Annotated in this window: 17 protein-coding genes; 6 read left to right on the top strand and 11 right to left on the bottom strand. The window is 54.9% G+C overall.

The window, feature by feature from the left end; genetic code table 11:
• Positions 1 to 191 precede the first annotated feature (191 nt).
• A complete protein-coding gene (locus Q4606_RS04255) occupies positions 192 to 1,301 on the top strand; it encodes a hypothetical protein (RefSeq protein ID WP_303606769.1) in 1,110 nt (369 codons plus the stop codon).
• A 62-nt stretch (positions 1,302 to 1,363) separates the two neighbouring features.
• Positions 1,364 to 2,344 carry a tetratricopeptide repeat protein gene (locus Q4606_RS04260; protein ID WP_303606770.1) on the top strand — a complete coding sequence of 327 codons (981 nt, stop codon included), beginning with the start codon at positions 1,364 to 1,366 and terminating at the stop codon, positions 2,342 to 2,344.
• A 31-nt stretch (positions 2,345 to 2,375) separates the two neighbouring features.
• Here Q4606_RS04260 and Q4606_RS04265 read toward each other — a convergent pair whose 3' ends face one another.
• From Q4606_RS04265 to Q4606_RS04275, 3 genes are all read right to left on the bottom strand, one after another.
• Complete coding sequence (locus tag Q4606_RS04265; RefSeq protein ID WP_303596422.1) at positions 2,376 to 3,386, bottom strand: DUF6635 family protein; 1,011 nt, start codon at positions 3,384 to 3,386, stop codon at positions 2,376 to 2,378.
• Positions 3,383 to 4,393: a low-specificity L-threonine aldolase gene (ltaE, locus tag Q4606_RS04270; protein ID WP_303606771.1), complete on the bottom strand. Its 1,011-nt coding sequence runs from the start codon at positions 4,391 to 4,393 to the stop codon at positions 3,383 to 3,385. Before ltaE ends, Q4606_RS04265 begins: the two co-directional genes overlap by 4 nt.
• A gap of 69 nt (positions 4,394 to 4,462) precedes the next feature.
• Positions 4,463 to 5,131 (bottom strand): glutathione S-transferase family protein, encoded by a 669-nt coding sequence (locus Q4606_RS04275; protein WP_303596420.1) that lies wholly within the window; start codon positions 5,129 to 5,131, stop codon positions 4,463 to 4,465.
• 172 nt (positions 5,132 to 5,303) lie between these two features.
• Between Q4606_RS04275 and Q4606_RS04280 the strand changes: the two genes are divergently transcribed.
• Both Q4606_RS04280 and Q4606_RS04285 read left to right on the top strand, forming a co-directional pair.
• Positions 5,304 to 6,329 carry a GTP-binding protein gene (locus Q4606_RS04280; RefSeq protein WP_303606772.1) on the top strand — a complete coding sequence of 342 codons (1,026 nt, stop codon included), beginning with the start codon at positions 5,304 to 5,306 and terminating at the stop codon, positions 6,327 to 6,329.
• On the top strand, positions 6,310 to 6,954 hold the full coding sequence (locus tag Q4606_RS04285) for a DsbA family oxidoreductase (protein ID WP_303596418.1): 645 nt from the start codon (positions 6,310 to 6,312) through the stop codon (positions 6,952 to 6,954). The genes Q4606_RS04280 and Q4606_RS04285 overlap by 20 nt, the downstream gene beginning before the upstream one ends.
• A 76-nt stretch (positions 6,955 to 7,030) precedes the next feature.
• Here Q4606_RS04285 and Q4606_RS04290 read toward each other — a convergent pair whose 3' ends face one another.
• Together Q4606_RS04290 and Q4606_RS04295 are read right to left on the bottom strand one after the other, a co-directional pair.
• On the bottom strand, positions 7,031 to 7,375 hold the full coding sequence (locus Q4606_RS04290) for a hypothetical protein (protein ID WP_303596417.1): 345 nt from the start codon (positions 7,373 to 7,375) through the stop codon (positions 7,031 to 7,033).
• A gap of 136 nt (positions 7,376 to 7,511) precedes the next feature.
• Entirely contained in the window at positions 7,512 to 8,408 is an 897-nt protein-coding gene (locus tag Q4606_RS04295) for a DMT family transporter (protein ID WP_303596416.1), read from the bottom strand.
• Positions 8,409 to 8,670: 262 nt separating this feature from the next.
• On the opposite strand from Q4606_RS04295, the gene Q4606_RS04300 reads away from it, so the two are divergent.
• Complete coding sequence (locus tag Q4606_RS04300; protein WP_303606773.1) at positions 8,671 to 9,678, top strand: NAD(P)-dependent alcohol dehydrogenase; 1,008 nt, start codon at positions 8,671 to 8,673, stop codon at positions 9,676 to 9,678.
• Between the two features lie 28 nt (positions 9,679 to 9,706).
• Here the strand turns inward: Q4606_RS04300 and Q4606_RS18210 are convergent, their stop codons facing one another.
• Positions 9,707 to 10,240 (bottom strand): sigma 54-interacting transcriptional regulator, encoded by a 534-nt coding sequence (locus tag Q4606_RS18210; protein ID WP_368502303.1) that lies wholly within the window; start codon positions 10,238 to 10,240, stop codon positions 9,707 to 9,709.
• Positions 10,241 to 10,378: 138 nt separating this feature from the next.
• Positions 10,379 to 11,425 (bottom strand): serine hydrolase, encoded by a 1,047-nt coding sequence (locus tag Q4606_RS04310; protein WP_303596413.1) that lies wholly within the window; start codon positions 11,423 to 11,425, stop codon positions 10,379 to 10,381.
• Between the two features lie 165 nt (positions 11,426 to 11,590).
• Here Q4606_RS04310 and Q4606_RS04315 point away from each other — a divergent pair, with 165 nt between their 5' ends.
• Positions 11,591 to 12,760, top strand: a complete 1,170-nt coding sequence (locus Q4606_RS04315) for a DUF418 domain-containing protein (protein WP_303606774.1) — start codon at positions 11,591 to 11,593, stop codon at positions 12,758 to 12,760.
• A 57-nt stretch (positions 12,761 to 12,817) separates the two neighbouring features.
• Here Q4606_RS04315 and Q4606_RS04320 read toward each other — a convergent pair whose 3' ends face one another.
• From Q4606_RS04320 to phnC, 4 genes are read right to left on the bottom strand one after another with little or no spacing between them, the layout of a single operon-like run.
• Positions 12,818 to 13,756: a TIGR01459 family HAD-type hydrolase gene (locus tag Q4606_RS04320; RefSeq protein WP_303606775.1), complete on the bottom strand. Its 939-nt coding sequence runs from the start codon at positions 13,754 to 13,756 to the stop codon at positions 12,818 to 12,820.
• On the bottom strand, positions 13,756 to 14,565 hold the full coding sequence (gene phnE / locus Q4606_RS04325; protein WP_368502304.1) for a phosphonate ABC transporter, permease protein PhnE: 810 nt from the start codon (positions 14,563 to 14,565) through the stop codon (positions 13,756 to 13,758). Before phnE (Q4606_RS04325) ends, Q4606_RS04320 begins: the two co-directional genes overlap by 1 nt.
• On the bottom strand, positions 14,562 to 15,371 hold the full coding sequence (gene phnE / locus Q4606_RS04330) for a phosphonate ABC transporter, permease protein PhnE (protein WP_303606776.1): 810 nt from the start codon (positions 15,369 to 15,371) through the stop codon (positions 14,562 to 14,564). The genes phnE (Q4606_RS04325) and phnE (Q4606_RS04330) overlap by 4 nt, the downstream gene beginning before the upstream one ends.
• Positions 15,368 to 16,183, bottom strand: coding sequence for a phosphonate ABC transporter ATP-binding protein (phnC, locus tag Q4606_RS04335; protein ID WP_303606777.1), 816 nt, complete (start codon positions 16,181 to 16,183; stop codon positions 15,368 to 15,370). The genes phnE (Q4606_RS04330) and phnC overlap by 4 nt, the downstream gene beginning before the upstream one ends.
• Positions 16,184 to 16,201 lie beyond the last annotated feature (18 nt).

Raw genomic sequence — 16,201 nt, forward strand, 5'->3', positions numbered from 1 at the left:
GGTTCTGAAGTTAACTAATATATGGGGCGCTTTGGTCAAAATAAAAGTGCGGGAAACCGAGATGCCCGCATCCAGACGTGTCACTTTTCACGGATTTGATGAAAAAATGCTCTAGCCAGTCTGGAAAATTCGTGAGAAGTATTTAAACTGATTTTGATGTGTGTGAGTTTAATACAGGTACAGATGAGTTCATGAAGCCTATTGTTTTGCTTCTGACGTTGTTTTTTGCCCTGGCTGGTTTGGCTCGTGCACAAACGGACTCGCTTCAATCTTCAGCGGCTACGCCGCCACCTGGTAGCAGTAAATTCAGCCTTGCCGACCTGCGTGATGATTCGACAACAGCACAGCCAGCCCCGCTATCCGCTGCTACTCCCGACGACGATGAACGTGAACGCTCCAGCGAAACAGGCATTCGCCTGAGCGATATTCCGCTCCAACGGGATCGCATTGCGCTAGAGAACGCCCATGTTGAGCTTGAGCGCAAGAAACAATCGCTCGACCTTCTTTGCAGTTGCTCCTCGGAGCGAGCCGGTTGCTACGATAATTCCTACGGCGCAATCAAGAGCGACGTCCTCCGGCTTGAAGACCAGCGGCTAGATCAATGCAATAAGTTGCAGAAGCAAGTCTCATTGTTGGATATGACACCACCGACTATCGAAGAGGCCCGGGTTGCGATCACAGCTCTCGATCGGCGGCGTGAAACCCTCAGGATTTATGACGAACAGGCTGACACGCTTATCGCTGATGCAGAAAAGGAGCATCAAAGGCGCGTTGCCCAGGCACGACAGCCAGACAATGACAGCAGTTCGTTTCAGTGGGGCAAGTTGGCGGCACTTGGCGCGGGTGCTCTTGCCGGCGGCCTGACGGAACTGGATGTTGAAGACCAGGTGGCCTTTGTCGGGGCTATGGTTCAGGACAGTACGGCTGGAACCGACGGCATGGGTAATATGCGTGCACAGGCGGGGAATGCGGTTGCTTCAAATACTGCGAGCACCGGCCATTCAGGCACCGGGCATTCATCCAGCACTCGAACTGTGCCTGGCGACCATGCTTTGGCCTGTAATCTGGTGAGTCAGTCTATGTGTGTGGAATACACATTGGGTAGCCAAAATACCTATGATCAGTTTCTGGCGCAGTGTCGCCAGGCGGGGGCCGAGATACACTCACAGTGTCCTGTTTCAGGGCCTGCCTGCCGAATAGACTCTGAAAACCGGACTTCCGTGACCATCACACCAGGCACGGATCCAGCTACTGTCAGAGATTTGTGTGCGGCGAGTGGGGGCACTTTCAGCTTCCGTTAATCACTGCCGTCTGATCTTTAGTTGGCATTACTTAAAAATCAGAAACCGCGGATGAAGCGATTATGTGGAGATTCTTTCCAGTAGTTCCTGGCTGTGTGATTACGCGATGCCTGCATCTTTTGCTGGTATTTACGTTGTCTGTTATTGCAAGCGGGTGTGCCAGTAACGCAGTGTTAAATGAGCCGGTTTCGACAGAGCAGCAGGACGTGTTGTTGGCGGAAGATTTAAGCGAGGTGGCAGCCATATCTGTGCCTTTCGGTGGGTACGAATCCGAGCCGGTGACTATCTGGCTCAACGATGTTGCCGTTGGAACCCAACACCGAGGCCTCGTTCGGCTGCCGTTGTTGCCGGGTAGCTATCGCTTGAAAACCCAGCTCGAAGGGCATGAGTCGAATGAGCTGATGTTTACCATCCGCCAGGGCCAGGAGCTTTATTTTGAGAATGTAGGTCCCTGGATCTGGAGTCCCTATGGTGAAATCTCCAGGCATGAATTCCAGGAGTGGTTTGACAATCTGCATTGGTACAGTCGTGTTGTAATTGAACCCTCCAGACCGCGCCACGATTACCTTCCCCAAGCAGAGCAGCAATTGGTCAAGGCGTGCCTTGACCAGCCTTCACTGGAGACCTGCGCACCCGTCTACGACACCATTCCCCATGTGCTGATTGCCCCCGCGGAACGTCAGACGATGGTCACTGTGGTGGAATCTGATCGGCGAGCCGTTGCTGCAGATGAGAGGAGAAGGGTGCTAGAAGCCTCGCTGCCTAAAGAAGTGCTGGTGGATAAGTATATGATTGCCCTGCGAGATGCTCTGGCAGCCAGAAATTACGAGAAAGCTTTACCGGCTTTCGAGCGCCTGGAGGAGCTTGAAGTGCCGCTGGATCCGGATTTTTATTATTTCTATGGCGAAGCACTTCATGAAACGGGGCGGCAGGAAGAAGCCCTTGAAGCCACTGGTAAGTACCTGCGTGAGCAGGGCAGCCAGGCGCGTTTTTATGAGGACGCTCTGCAGCTGCTGAATCAGATACAAGAGGTTCTCGGCTAATGTTGGTAATGCCTTGCGCCGACTGGGGTCCTTAGATTAAACCAGACCTGATCATGTCGAAGGCGTCCAGAACCCGTGCGACATATTGGTCTTTGGGGCGGAAGCTGTTTTGGGTGCTCAGTGTTACGTCCTGCTCCAGATGATCCAGCAGTTTGTTCAGGCGTCGTCGGTGCAGGCCGAGTGCAGCCTGCAATGGGTCGGAAATAACCCCGGACAAAGCCGCAAACGCCGCCAGTGTCGCCATAACAGCAAGCATCACGCTGGCCGTCGTCGCCAGCGACGGCTCAGGTGGAAATACGCTGTAATACCAGCCGCCGATGGTTTCGCCCAGAATAAAGTCTCTCGCAGCCAGGTTCTTTGCGACCATGGATGCGAGTACCACGCCCAGGCCTATGCCCCCGGGGGTAAATTTCTGAAAGGCAAAGGCGCCCAACACGGTGCATGAAATGCTGTTGGTGATATCGGCGGAAGCGGTTCGGGTTACCCGATATTGGCGGAGAGCGTCTCCGATCAGGGGCTCGATCAGTTTGGTGAAACGCTGGTGATCTACCGGTTTATGGGTATTGCGTGCATAAACTTCCTCCAAGGCTTCAACCAGGTAGCTCTCTAGCAGGTGCGCTTCAGGCAGGGCACTGTCAGCAAGATGAATGGCTTCCTGCTTGTTGAGCAGGTCTGTCTGAATCAGGTTCGAGATGTGCTGCTGCACCCGAGTAGTAAAACCTGCCGGCACAGAGTCGGCTACGGCGTGCAGCCACTTGAGGCCGGCCCGGTTGCGAGGCATGATTTTCACCAGACACGCCAGTGCGTAAAACGGCGCCCAAAGCAGGTTGACCGGGGCTCGAACCATGTCCCACCCCAGTGCCATCCGGTTGGTTGCAACAGCGCCCGGGTAATTAAAATGACGGTCGATAAACGCAGGCACCCTTGCCCGACAGTCGGCAAAGTATCGCGTTATTCCCAAGCGTAAAGCCTGTGCTATTTCAGCTTCCGGGATGCTCTGGTCTGGCTCAGCGCCCGTCTCCGGTTTTTCTACCTCTATCACGATTGGTAGAACCCCTGGATGGCGCCTAGCAACCGGTCTACATCTTGCCGGTCCACATCCAGGTGCGTTACGAATCGAATGGGGTCGCCTGCGGTGACCTGTATGCCCAGATCCGCGAGATAGTCGCGCAGTTGCGAAGCGCGGCCGGTTCGGCAGCGGGCGTAGACAATGTTGGTCTGGGTGCTGGCGGGGTTAATTTCCAACTGTGGAATGGCGGCAAGGCCGGCGCTCAGATATTCGGCGTTTTCATGGTCCTCGTAAAGCCGGTGTGGGCCCTGTTCCAGGGCGATGCGCCCGGCGGCTGCCAGTATCCCAGCCTGGCGCATGCCACCACCTACCATTTTGCGCAGCCGTGTCGCGCGGTCGATAAAGGCTTTTGTACCCAGCAGCAGCGACCCTACCGGTGCACCCAGCCCTTTTGAGAGACAGACGCTGACCGAGTCGTAGTGCTTGGTTATCTCGGTTACATCGCAGCCCGATTTGACTGCGGCATTGAATATCCGGGCGCCATCGAGGTGCAGTTGCAGCCCGTGGTCGTCGCAAAATTTGCGAGCCTGGCGCTGGTAGTCCAGTGACAACACTTTGCCGCCAATGGTGTTTTCCAGCGAGAGCATGCGGGTGACGGCGAAGTGGAAGTCGTCAGCTTTAATAGCAGCTTTGGCTTTTTGAAGGTGGATGCTTCCGTCTGGCTCATTTTCAATGGGTTGTGGCTGCACACTGCCCAGCACGGCGGCGCCGCCACCTTCGTAGCGATAGTTGTGTGCCGACTGGCCGCAGAGGTACTCATCCCCCCGCTCGCAGTGGCTCATGATTGCCAACAGGTTGGCCTGGGTGCCTGTGGAGGTGAACAAGGCGGACTCAAAGCCCAACCGCTCGGCTGCGTATGCCTGCAGGCTATTTACGGTTGGGTCGTCGCCATACACGTCGTCTCCAACTTCGGCGCTGGCCATAGCCTTGCGCATGCGGTCGGTTGGCCGAGTAACTGTGTCGCTGCGAAAATCGCTCATGTTGATAGCACCTCGTGAGTCATCCGGGGTACTACACTTTACAGGGCACTTGAGCTCTATGCTGCCCACTTAGGCAAAATCGTAATCTCCACCTTTCTCCAGGCCTTTCTGATAAGCAGTTCTCGCATGAACTCGTTTAACCCAGGCTGTGATATTTGGCCGGCTTTTACCGACAATACCCCGGGCTACTGAGGCTTCCAGCGGAAAGCTCATCTGAATATCCGCAGCACTCAGGTTGTCGCCAAGAAACCAGGTGTTTTTCGCCAGATGGGATTCGACAAAATCAAGGTGTGTTTTGATCATGGGGCCGATGAAAACCTTATTGGTCTTGTCTGCAATACCTTTTGCGACGGGCTTGATAAAAAACGGCATCGGGCTGGTTTTCACCTTTTCAAATACCAGGCGCATAAGCAGAGGCGGCATCAGGGAACCTTCGGCATAATGCAGCCAATAAGTGTAATCGAGCCACTTCTGCCCGCCGCTCTCTGGCAGTAGAGTGTCTTTGCCGTAGGTGTGGGCGAGGTATTCGATTATCGCGCCTGATTCGGCGACGACCAGATCGCCATCGGTGATCACCGGCGATTTGCCCAGCGGGTGTACTTTTTTAAGGCTTGCGGGTGCCAGCATGGTTTTGGGATCGCGTTCGTAACGCTGTATTTCGTAGGGGACTCCCAACTCTTCCAGCATCCAGAGAATCCGCTGTGAGCGGGAGTTATTGAGGTGGTGAACTGTGATCATGCGGGAGCTCCGTTCGCGAAAAAATGAGTAGACTAGTACAGTAGTCCGCAATTGGCTTTTTGGTTCACTGTTACCGCATATTTTATGCTGCCCACTCCGATTTCTTATGCATGGAGTGATATGTTATAACGTGGCGAAGCAGTCAAAGCCGCACAAGAGAACGTTTCTTTAAATGCCAATCTCTAAACCAATTCCGACCAACGTCATCACCGGCTTTCTGGGTGTTGGGAAAACCACAGCTATTCTGCACCTGCTTAAGCATAAGCCTGAAACCGAACGCTGGGCCGTGCTTGTCAACGAGTTTGGCGAGGTGGGTATCGACGGCAGTGTGCTCGAGGGGCACGAAAGCGGGCAACAGGGTGTCTTCATTCGCGAGGTGCCGGGTGGCTGCATGTGTTGCGCTGCCGGTTTGCCTATGCAGGTGGCGCTTAATATGCTCATCGCTCGCGCCAAACCGGACCGGTTGCTGATTGAGCCTACCGGCCTTGGCCACCCCAAAGAGGTGCTCGAGGTTCTGGGCTCAGAGCACTACAGGGAAATACTGGATCTTCGCGCGACGATTACCCTCGTTGATGCACGAAAAATTCACGACGCCCGGTACCTGAACCACGCAACCTTCAACCAGCAGTTACGTGTCGCCGACGTGATAGTTGCCAACAAAGCAGAACAGTATCAGCCCGGAGATTTGCCGGCGCTGCTGGACTATCTCCATAAGACATTGAACGCCCGGTCGGAATCCGTTTTTCCAGTGAGCCGGGGGGCGCTGGAGCTTGGCTGGCTGGATACGTCTGCAGGTGACGACCGCTTGCCCGATGATCATGCTGCCCCCCAACAATTCTTCTCCTTTGCAAAGGCAGTCGATACTCCGACTGAAGGCTATCTTGGTGTTGGGAAAGAAAGTGAGGGGTTTTACAGCCAGGGCTGGGTGTTTGACGCCGACTGGGTGTTTGATGCAAGCCGGCTGTACACGCTGCTTTCAGGTGCGGAAGCTGAACGGATCAAAGGCGTATTTAAAACTGATCAAGGAGTCATTGCTTACGACAAGGCGGATAACGTACTGTCTGAAACCAGGCTGGAAATGAGTCCGGATAGCCGTCTCGAATGTATTAGCTCTGACAAGCACGCACTCGAGTATCTGGAAGAAGCCGTAATTGCCTGTTCACATTCGAGGACCCATTATGATCAAGATGCACATTGATATCGTTTCTGACATCGCTTGCCCCTGGTGCGCCATTGGCTATGCTCGGCTGGAACGTGCAATGGCGCAGTTGGCGCCCGAGTATGAATTCACTATCGAGTGGCATGCGTTTGAACTGAACCCTGAGCATAGCGGGGAGGGCGAACCGATTTTGCCGGCTCTGGCTCGGAAATACGGGAAGAGCGAGGAAGAGGCGCGTGCAACCCAGAATCAGATGATGACGATTGCGAGAGATCTTGGCATCAACTTCGATAAATTGCAGGAGCGGCTAACCTGCAATACCTTTGATGCCCACCGATTGGTCAAGTGGGCCGGCGAGCAAGGGCTTCAGACTGGTATGAAGCAGGCACTGTTTGAGGCCTATTTTGGCAGGGGGGAGAACGTCTCAGACCACGATATTCTTGTCCAGTGCGTTAAAGGTCTGGGATTGGATCCAGCACAGGCCAAGGTTGTCCTTGAGTCGGACCAATACGCGCAGACCGTGCGAGAAGACGAAGAGAATTATCAGAAGGCCGGCGTCACGGCTGTCCCCGCGTTTATTATCAACAACAAGTACCTCATTGCAGGCGCTCAGGAGCCCGCTACTCTGGTAGAAGCCTTCCAGGAAATCGCCACCGAGCAATAATGCGAGCCCGGCTTTGTGAGAGCCTCCTGTTCTCCGATCTGGGCCACTCGCCCCACATTCGGGAATCAGAGCGCTTTTATGAGGCGCTGTTCAAAGGGCTGTCGAAATAATCCTGCATCCAGTCAAATAGCGTGCCGGTGCTTACCTCCGGCAACGCTATCTGTTTAAAGTCGTTTCCCACTTCATCCTCGATGGTTACAAACTGATAGAGCAACACACCTGGCTGTTCATCATGCAATATGAGTGTGATGCGGCGGCGGGTGCGCAGGCAGTCTATGGTCATCACATCTGCGGGAATGCCGGCATCACGCATACCACGGCGCACTTCTATCACCGGGTTGATGTGCTGGTGGGCCGCCTGAATGCGGGTATGCGCATCGCTAGCCATGTCGGAAAGGGCTTTGAGGGGATCTTCGGACATGTGAACCTGTTCAATCTGAAGGTGAATTACTGATAAACGCTGGATATGTTAGCCCAACAAAGGCTTCCTTTGGAAAAATCATGGACGTCTTTTCAGTTCAGTGAACCAGGTCCTCAAGGATTGGTGCGTGAGGATGTCACCTCGCCTCCCTGCTTGAATTGAAACTCAAAATGGTAACTGTAATCAGAATTAGCGCCATACCAACATACTGCAATCCGCCGATACTCTCATTCAGCAATAAAACACCGAACAGTGACGCAGTAACAGGTTCGATCATTGCCATAATCGAGGCGGTGGTCGGTGCTGTTTGGTTGAGCCCAACAATATAAAGGATGAAAGAGAGGCCGGCACCCAGCACACCCAGAGCTGCAAACAGCGGCCAGTCGGGGGAAGTCAGTACGGCGATGGTTTGGCCTGTTTCGCCTGGCCAGCTAAGAATGCTGGAGAGCAGCGCGAGCGCTATCACGAGAATGGCCTGGGGGCTGCCATAAGGCGCGGCGTACTTGAAACCGAAAATGAAAATACTATAGGACAATCCCGCAAGAAGGCCGGCAACGACCCCAATAAGTGTAATCTTATTACCTCCGGTATCATAAACGCCGGTAAGCAATACGATTCCGAGAATGACAACGCAGATGGCCGTTAACTTGAGCGGTGTCGGACGTTCAAGTTTCAGCCCGAAGGACACCAGATAGACGAACACTGGGGCGCAGTACATTAACGTTGCCGCAACTGCGACGCTACCCTCGCCGATGCTCATGAAATAGAAGGTAAAGTTGCCTGTCACGCCAAGCCCGGCAATGGCAGACCAGAACCATAGCCGAGGATTTGCCAAGCCGCTGTTATGCGGTCGTAGCAACAACCAGACGAGCACAAACAGGAAGCCGATAGCACCTCTGCAAAGTGCCACCACAAAGGCGCTCCACCCTTCAGCCAGCAGGATGCTTCCAATACCGCCAGACAGGCCCCAACAAAGAGCAGCCAGTGCGACAAACGCCGAACTTTTTACTACAAGGGCGTTGCTGTGATACATAAATCGCAAACCCCACTAGCGAACTGCCGCAGGAGCATTCGCTATTGGTAACGTTTGATCTTTCCCCTTGAGCCTTACCCTATCACCCTGAACCGGGTGCGAAACAGCCCCTTTGAATAGCTCTTCGTGACAGCAATAATGGCACTCAAGTAGCATTGTCCGCCGGCGCCCGTTAGCCAAAACTGAGTCGACGATAGTAACGGTTCCATTTTGGAGCCAAGCGATCTCACTTTTCACGCGACTGACGAATAGGAGCCGGCTCATGAAGCTTGCAACAGTCTCTCATCCATTCGGACTGGACCAACTCAGGGTAATCGCTGGCAACGCACCCGGCGAACCCGGACCAGGTGAAATCCGGGTGCGGATTCACGCCAACTCCCTGAACTTCCACGACTACGCGGTGGTCGTGGGCGCTCTGCCAACCGAAAATAACCGTATTCCAATGTCCGACGGTGCAGGCGTGGTAGAGGCCATTGGCGAAGGCGTGAGCGAGTTTTCAGTGGGTGACCATGTGGTCTCAACCTTCTTCCCGCATTGGGTGGACGGTCCTGCACCAATAGATAACTTCAGCACCACGCCGGGCGACGGCGTCGACGGCTACGCCCGGGAGCAGGTCATTGGGCTGGCCCAGGGCTTTACCCAAGCGCCGAAGGGTTATAGCCACGCAGAGGCCGCTACCCTTACAACCGCCGGGCTTACGGCATGGCGGGCACTGGTGGTCAACGGCAACCTGAAAGCGGGCGATACGGTACTCACCCTGGGCACTGGTGGCGTCTCCATTTTTGCGGTGCAATTTGCGAAGATGATGGGGGCCAGGGTAATCGCAACCTCATCATCCGATGCAAAGCTTGAGCGCCTGAAGGCGTTAGGTGCTGACGAGACCATCAACTACAAAACCACGCCTGTATGGGGGCAAAGGGTACTTGATCTGACTGGTGGCCGAGGAGCGGATCATGTGATTGAAGTGGGCGGCCCCGGCACCTTGCCGGAATCCATCGACGCCGTGAGTATCGGGGGCCACATATCATTGATTGGGATTCTTACGGGTGTTGCAGGGGACGTGCCCACACTGAAACTGTTATCCAAGCAGGCGCGCCTGCAAGGGCTAATCGTGGGCAGCAGGGTGCAGCAGCAGGAAATGATTCGCGCCATCGAGGCCAACGACATGCGCCCGGTCATTGACCGTTCGTTCGCGTTGGACGGGATTGCAGATGCCTTTCGCTATGAAGAGTCAGGCGCGCACTTTGGCAAGATCTGCCTGGAGTTTTAGGTTCCTGAACCCATGTAGAGGCGACAAGTCATCGCTTACCCAGAAATCTGGGCGGCTCTATCGCTTGGTGTTGCATCCAGCGATAGATGGTCGGCCGTGACACGCCGTAGCATCGTGCGACCTCGGATACGTTCCAGCGGTATTCTTTCAGGCATTCCAGCAATCGGTTGTTCTCGGCGTTTTTATTGTCCCGATCCGGGTCTGAGCCGGGCTCTGCAACCTCGTGACTACTCAGGCATTCTTCCGGCAGATCGTTGACCGTGATCTGGCCGTTGTCACAGGTGGCTTCGGCAAATGCCAGTGCGTTGACGAGCTGGCGAATATTGCCCGGCCAGCTGTAGGCAAGGAGAGCGCTCATAGCATCTGCCCGGATTCGGACATCGGGAAGGTTGTTTTGCTGAACCAGGTTCGTGAGTACGCGGTTAATGACATGCTGGCGGTCGGCCCGCTCGCCCAGGGATGGCAAGCGCAAGGTAGTACCGTTCAACCGGTAGTACAGGTCGGCCCGGAAATGGCCGTTTTCAATGAGTTGGGTCAGGTCCTGATGCGTGGCTGCAATCACGCCACTATTCCCTGTATCTGGCCCTTCAGCTGAAAGCTCGAAAAGAGGGCCTGAATACACCGGTTTATGGCATGGAAAGCGTGCACCACCTGTCCTGAATGAGAGAAGGCTGGCGGAAGCCAGCCTTCTGTGCCGAAACTAAAAACCCGCTTTTTGCAGAGCGTGGCCTACAGCCTGATAGGCTTTTTCGGCTTCTTTGAGAGCACCGTAATTTTTGGCACAGGCGGCCACGATCACTGCGTCGTCAGGCGTTTGTGGATTCAGTACGCCGATGTCGCAGGAACGGGCCACCTGGGTGCCGGTTTTATGGGCGAAGCGTATCTCTGATGAAAGCCCGCCCGCAATCCGGTTGTCGCCCGTGGTGATCTCTGAGAGGTAACCAAGTAGACGCTCAGTGTGGGCTTCATTCAGTAGTTCGCCATCCACCAACTGTTCCAGTAATCGACCAAATGTCACCAGGTTTCCCGAGTTCAACCCGCGCTCGTAATAGCGCTCAAACGCTTCCCGGACACTGCTGGCTCCAATGTCGTCAGCCGAGACGGCGAGCTTCTCAATGAGCATGTCGAATCGGGCGTCGTACGTGCTTACGGTTTTCAGATCAATGAAATCACGATTGGTAAGCACCGATACCTTGGGGTGGACTTCACTGTAGGCATCGTAGCGCACCTGCAGAATGGTCGTGATGGGGCCAAGGCCCTCTGGAACCATCCTTTTTACCTGTTCATTAAACGACTCTTCACCGAGGAAGCGGATCAGCATGTCGGTGGCTGTGCTGTCACTGTCTTCAATTGATCTTTTGTTGAGCTCCTCCAGGCTATAGCGAGCTCCGGGCTCCACCCACATAAGATCACCACTGCCGTCCACGTAGTCTGAGTCGCGCAGTGTGAGCTTTTGTTCCAGGTCCAGCCCATCGCTTTCAGCACGCTGCATCAGCGCGATCGCAAGTGGGATTTTGGTTGTCGAGGCGAGATACCAGTCCTGCTCTACGTTGTGGGAGACAGATTGATGGCTGCCCATGTGCCTGATATAGACACCTAAATCCCCAGAGAATGATTGGTCAATTTGCTCTATATCCCGCGCCAGTGAGGCCGTCCAGTCACCGCCCAGAGCAAGAACCGGGAAACTTAAAGTGCAAAGAAAAAGCAGAGCTGCACTTAAAGACGTCCGAGGTTTTTCCAGGTGCATCGATTCTCCTGTCCCGCTATTGCTGCCAAAAAAGTCCGCCCATGCTGAGCCTCAGCTTTCCTCGCTGTCAATCAGGCGTTGATTACCATATTTTACTTTCTATGGATGTTGAGGCAGGAAAACACTAGTGTCAGAACCGGAACAACACGCGGAAGGGGGCAGTAGTTGGCTAATAAAAGCGGTCGCATTGATAGTCTGGATGCTTTGAGGGGCTTTGCGATCCTCGGCATTCTTCTGATCAACATCCAGGTGTTCTCGGGGTGGGGCTTTGTTGCCACTGAAACAAGGCAAGCACTGACCTGGTCTGAGTGGGACGGGACCATCGGCACCTGGCTGGATGTTCTTGTGCGTACCAAGTTTTTCAGCCTGTTCTCCCTGCTTTTTGGCTACAGCTTTATGATGTTGGCGCAGAAGATTGAGCATGGGCCCCTTCGCTACCATATAAAGCGCATGTTCGGGTTACTGGTGATTGGCATAGCGCACTCGCTGCTTCTATCGCCCTGGGACATTCTCATGCTCTATGCGGTGATGGGGTTGTGTCTGGGTGCTTTTCTGAATGTTAGGGCAGGGGCGCTAGCCATCTGGGCCCTGGGGCTTTTGCTGGTTGTGGGGGTTACCCTGTGGTTCGGGCCTCAACTGGGGTTGCCGGCCGGCCGTGGCGAACTGGCTTTGCGACTGCTGCAGGATAATGTTCCCGCTCTTAGTGGCGGCAGTTATCCTGAGGTTGTTGAAGCCAATGCTTACCTGAGTGTCAGCGTGCTGATGGACCGGCTTGAAGGCTTGAGGCCACTGCGTGTGCTTGCCATGTTTCTGCTGGGGGCGGCGGCCGCTAGGCTGCACCTGGCTGAGAGTAATACCGGGCACATCAAGTTATTGGCAATCGTGGCCATTTTCGGCCTCGGGGCAGGAGTGGCTCTGGCGATTGGCGAAGTGAGCCCTCAGGCTGAAACTGCTGCCGGGCGGCTTATAACGATTATGGGAAATGTCGCCAGCCCGCCACTTCTCGCCATGGGCTATGGGGCTGTTCTGCTGTGGTGGTGGCGTGGAAACGGCCTGCTTACCCGAGGCGTTCGTGCAATGTTTGCGCCTGTGGGGCGCATGGCCATGACCAACTATGTTCTGCAGTCTGCGGTGTGCATCAGTCTGTTCTATGGGTTCGGTGGTGGTCGGTTCGCCACTATGTCCCTTGCCGCATTGATGCTGTTTTCACTGGCGCTCTTCCTGGTGCAGGTGGTCTTCAGTGCTGTCTGGTTGAAATTGTTTAATTACGGGCCCCTGGAATGGCTTTGGCGGTGGCAGGTTAAAGGTGCTCGACCGTCGTTACGAAAAGCCTGAGTTGTTGTTAGCCAGGGGTGATGCCCCTGAATGGTCTTTATCCGCTGGCCTGCAACTTCAGATTTCCGGAGCAATAAAATCCGGAACTATGCCCGACAGCTCTATGCAGGAAGTCACATCGAGACCTTTGAGCGCACCATGGGCTGTTACCAGCATTGTGCTGATACCAGAGCTGCGGCCACCAAGGATGTCCGTGTGCAGGGTATCCCCTACCATCAGCAATCTGGACGCCGGTATGTGGGACAGGCGGTTTTTGGCTGCATCGAAAGCGTTGCGGAAAGGTTTGCCGAAAAATACAGTATCCCGGCCAGTGGCGTCGATCAGTCGGTGCGCATAGTGCCCGGGTTCGAGAGACAGACCCTTCTCTCGGGGGGCTACCAGGTCAGGATTTGCCACCCAGACCGGTCGTGACCTGCGATGCAGGCTCTCGGTAAGGCTTTGTTGCAGCTCTTCGGTCCAGCCCTGAGCGCTTAACATCAATATCGCGTCGGCGTTATCCAGCTTCTCACGGTTAGCTTTTACAGTCTGGTTGGCGATAACAAAGCTATGGCAGGGCAGTTGGTCGGCATGTGCCGATGCAGGTGCCATAACGGCCCAGGTTTGTTCTTTTTCGCGCGCCAATGCGTCGCTGACCAGCATACGGCTGGAAATTAACTGTTCCTGTGTAATGGGAAAACCGAGGTGGCGGTACTTCTTCACCAGTTGCTGTTGAGGAGCGGTGGCGGCATTGGAGAGTATCAGGCAATGCTTGCCCATTGCCTGCAACTCATGGAAGCGCGCGACGGCCGTGGGCAAGGCAGTATTGCCGGCATTGAGTACACCGAACGCATCGAATATAAAACCATCGAACTGGTCGGCAATGGCGCCAAGTGATGGTACAAATTCAGGTGTAACATTTGTCGAAGCTGATATTGGAAGCCGCGGGCGAACGCGCTGATAGGCTTCAAATGCCCAGCGTGTCGAAGGCGTTTGCAATGGTGGTGTTAAAGCTGACATCAAAGCACCGCTTGTCGAACTCTGGCTGACACCCACTCGGAAACGATGACCGTTGCCAGAATGACAAGAAATATCACGGTTACCTGGTTCCACGCCAGCGTGCTCAAAGAGGACTGCAGTTGCAGCCCGAGACCACCGGCGCCTACCAGCCCGAGAATCGTCGACTCACGGATGTTAATGTCCCAGCGGAAGACTGAAATCCCGCAGAATGCCGGAAGGATCTGCGGGATAATCGCATAGTCGATCACTTGGACGTTCGAGGCACCTGTGGCCCGTATGGCTTCCACCTGACTTTCATCGATCTCTTCAATAGCTTCGTACAGCAGCTTGGCGATAAACCCGACAGAGCGCAACCCGATAGCAATAATGCCAGCAAGCAGGCCGGGGCCTATAATAGCGACCAGCAATAGGGCCCAGATCAGGGAGTTGATCGAGCGCGAAGTTACGATAATCAGTAGTGCCAGCGGGCGCACGAAATGTCGACTCGGAGTTGTGTTACCCGCAGCCAGAAATGCCACAGGTATGGCGATGATCACACCAATCAAGGTACCAAGAGTGGCGATATTCAGGGTGTCCCAGAGTGGCTTCCAGAGCTCGTTCAGGTAACCCCAGCGTGGGGGCAACATTCTGCCACCGATATCCGACGCCTGTCGCGGTGCATCCGCTACAAATGCCCATATGGTGTTTTCAGTCATCAGGTTCCAGCAGAACACGGTGAGTGCAATGAGCCAGAACCAGCCGACCCACCTCAACAGATGCTGTTTCGGTGATCGGAACTGCCAGGTTTGAGTAGGTGTTACCGGCATCATTGGACCCACCGCCGGATGTAGGATGAGGAGTATTCCACCACTAATACAATTGCGATGATGATGATCAGAATGGCGCCGGCCGAATCGTACTCGTAGCGATCAATGGCTGTATTCAGCGTGGCCCCGACACCGCCGGCACCGACGATACCGATGACGGACGATTCCCTGAAGTTGATGTCCAACCGGTACAGGGAAAGGCCGATAAGTCGGGGCATGACCTGGGGTTGAACTGCATAGTTGACCACTTGCCACCATCCTGCCCCGGTTGCACGAATGGCTTCGATCTGTGCGCTGTCGCAGTCTTCTATTTCTTCTGCAAGCAGCTTGGAAAGGAAGCCGATGGAAGCAAATGTCAATGTAAGGAAGCCGGCAAAGGGGCCGAACCCGAACATGGCGACCAACAGGATCGCAATGATGATTTCCTGGAACGAGCGCGATACTGTAATGATGCCTCTGCAGATCATATACACAGGCATAGGGGCCAGGTTTCTGGCTGCACCTATTCCTATGGGTACCGAGATCAGAACGCCGGCCACGGTAGAGGTGAGTGTCATGGTCAGACTCTCTATCAACCCGATCTGAATGTCCCTCCAGCGGGAGCTGAAATCCGGCGTCAGAAATCCCTGGATGAATCGCCAGCCACGCTCAAGCCCCTCGTGAACCCGAGACCAGTCCACGTCCACAGAGCTGATCGCCAAAACCAGGTAGATTGCGCTGCCCAAGAGAATAGTCCAGCGCCAACGAGGGTTCTTCAGCAATATCGGAGGCCGTTTCCAGGCCCGCAAAGAGGTGACTTCACGGCTCATGATTGCTCCAGGGCTTGGGCCTCGCTGAGAACATCGTCGTCCTGGGTCTCAGCGTTCTGTTGCACCTGGTCCCAGTCCTCTGCACCGTAAATTCGGGTCAAGACATCGTGGGTTAACGCGGATGGAGGGCCGTCAAAAACCACCTGGCCGGCTTGTAAACCAATGATCCGGTCTGCAAAATTCTGCGCCAGCACAACATCGTGTATGTTGATGATGGCGGGCAGGTTCATTTCCCGGCAAACACTCTGAATCAATCGCATGATCTGACGGGAGGTTTTCGGGTCCAATGATGCGGTTGGCTCGTCGGCCAGCAACAATTCGGGGTTCTGCTCCAGTGCCCGGGCAATCCCCACACGCTGGCGCTGACCGCCAGACAGTTCATCTGCCCGCTTATTGCAGTGATCACCCAGGCCCACCCGGTCCAGCAAGCCGAAGGCCTGGTCAATGTCAGCGTGGGGGTATCTGCGCAGGAACGAGCGCCAGGCGGTGACATAACCCAAACGGCCCGACAGCACGTTCTCCATCACCGTGAGGCGTTCAACCAGCGCATATTCCTGGAAGATCATTCCAATACGCCGGCGAGCCTGGCGCAAGGCCCGGCCATTGAGCCTGGTCAGTTCTGTTGGGCCGAGTTGAATGCTGCCAGAGGTAGGCTCAACCAGACGATTGACGCAACGGATCAAGGTCGATTTGCCAGCACCGGAAGGGCCGATCAGCCCCACGACCTGGCCAGCAGGTACGGAGAAGCTGATGTCTGTCAGTGCCCGGTCGCCGGTTTTGTAGGTTTTCGATAAGGCTTTGAGTTCAAGCACAATGTGTTGCCATGGCTG

Source organism: Marinobacter sp. 1_MG-2023 (assembly GCF_030549045.1).
In the GTDB taxonomy this organism is placed as follows: Bacteria; Pseudomonadota; Gammaproteobacteria; order Pseudomonadales; family Oleiphilaceae; genus Marinobacter.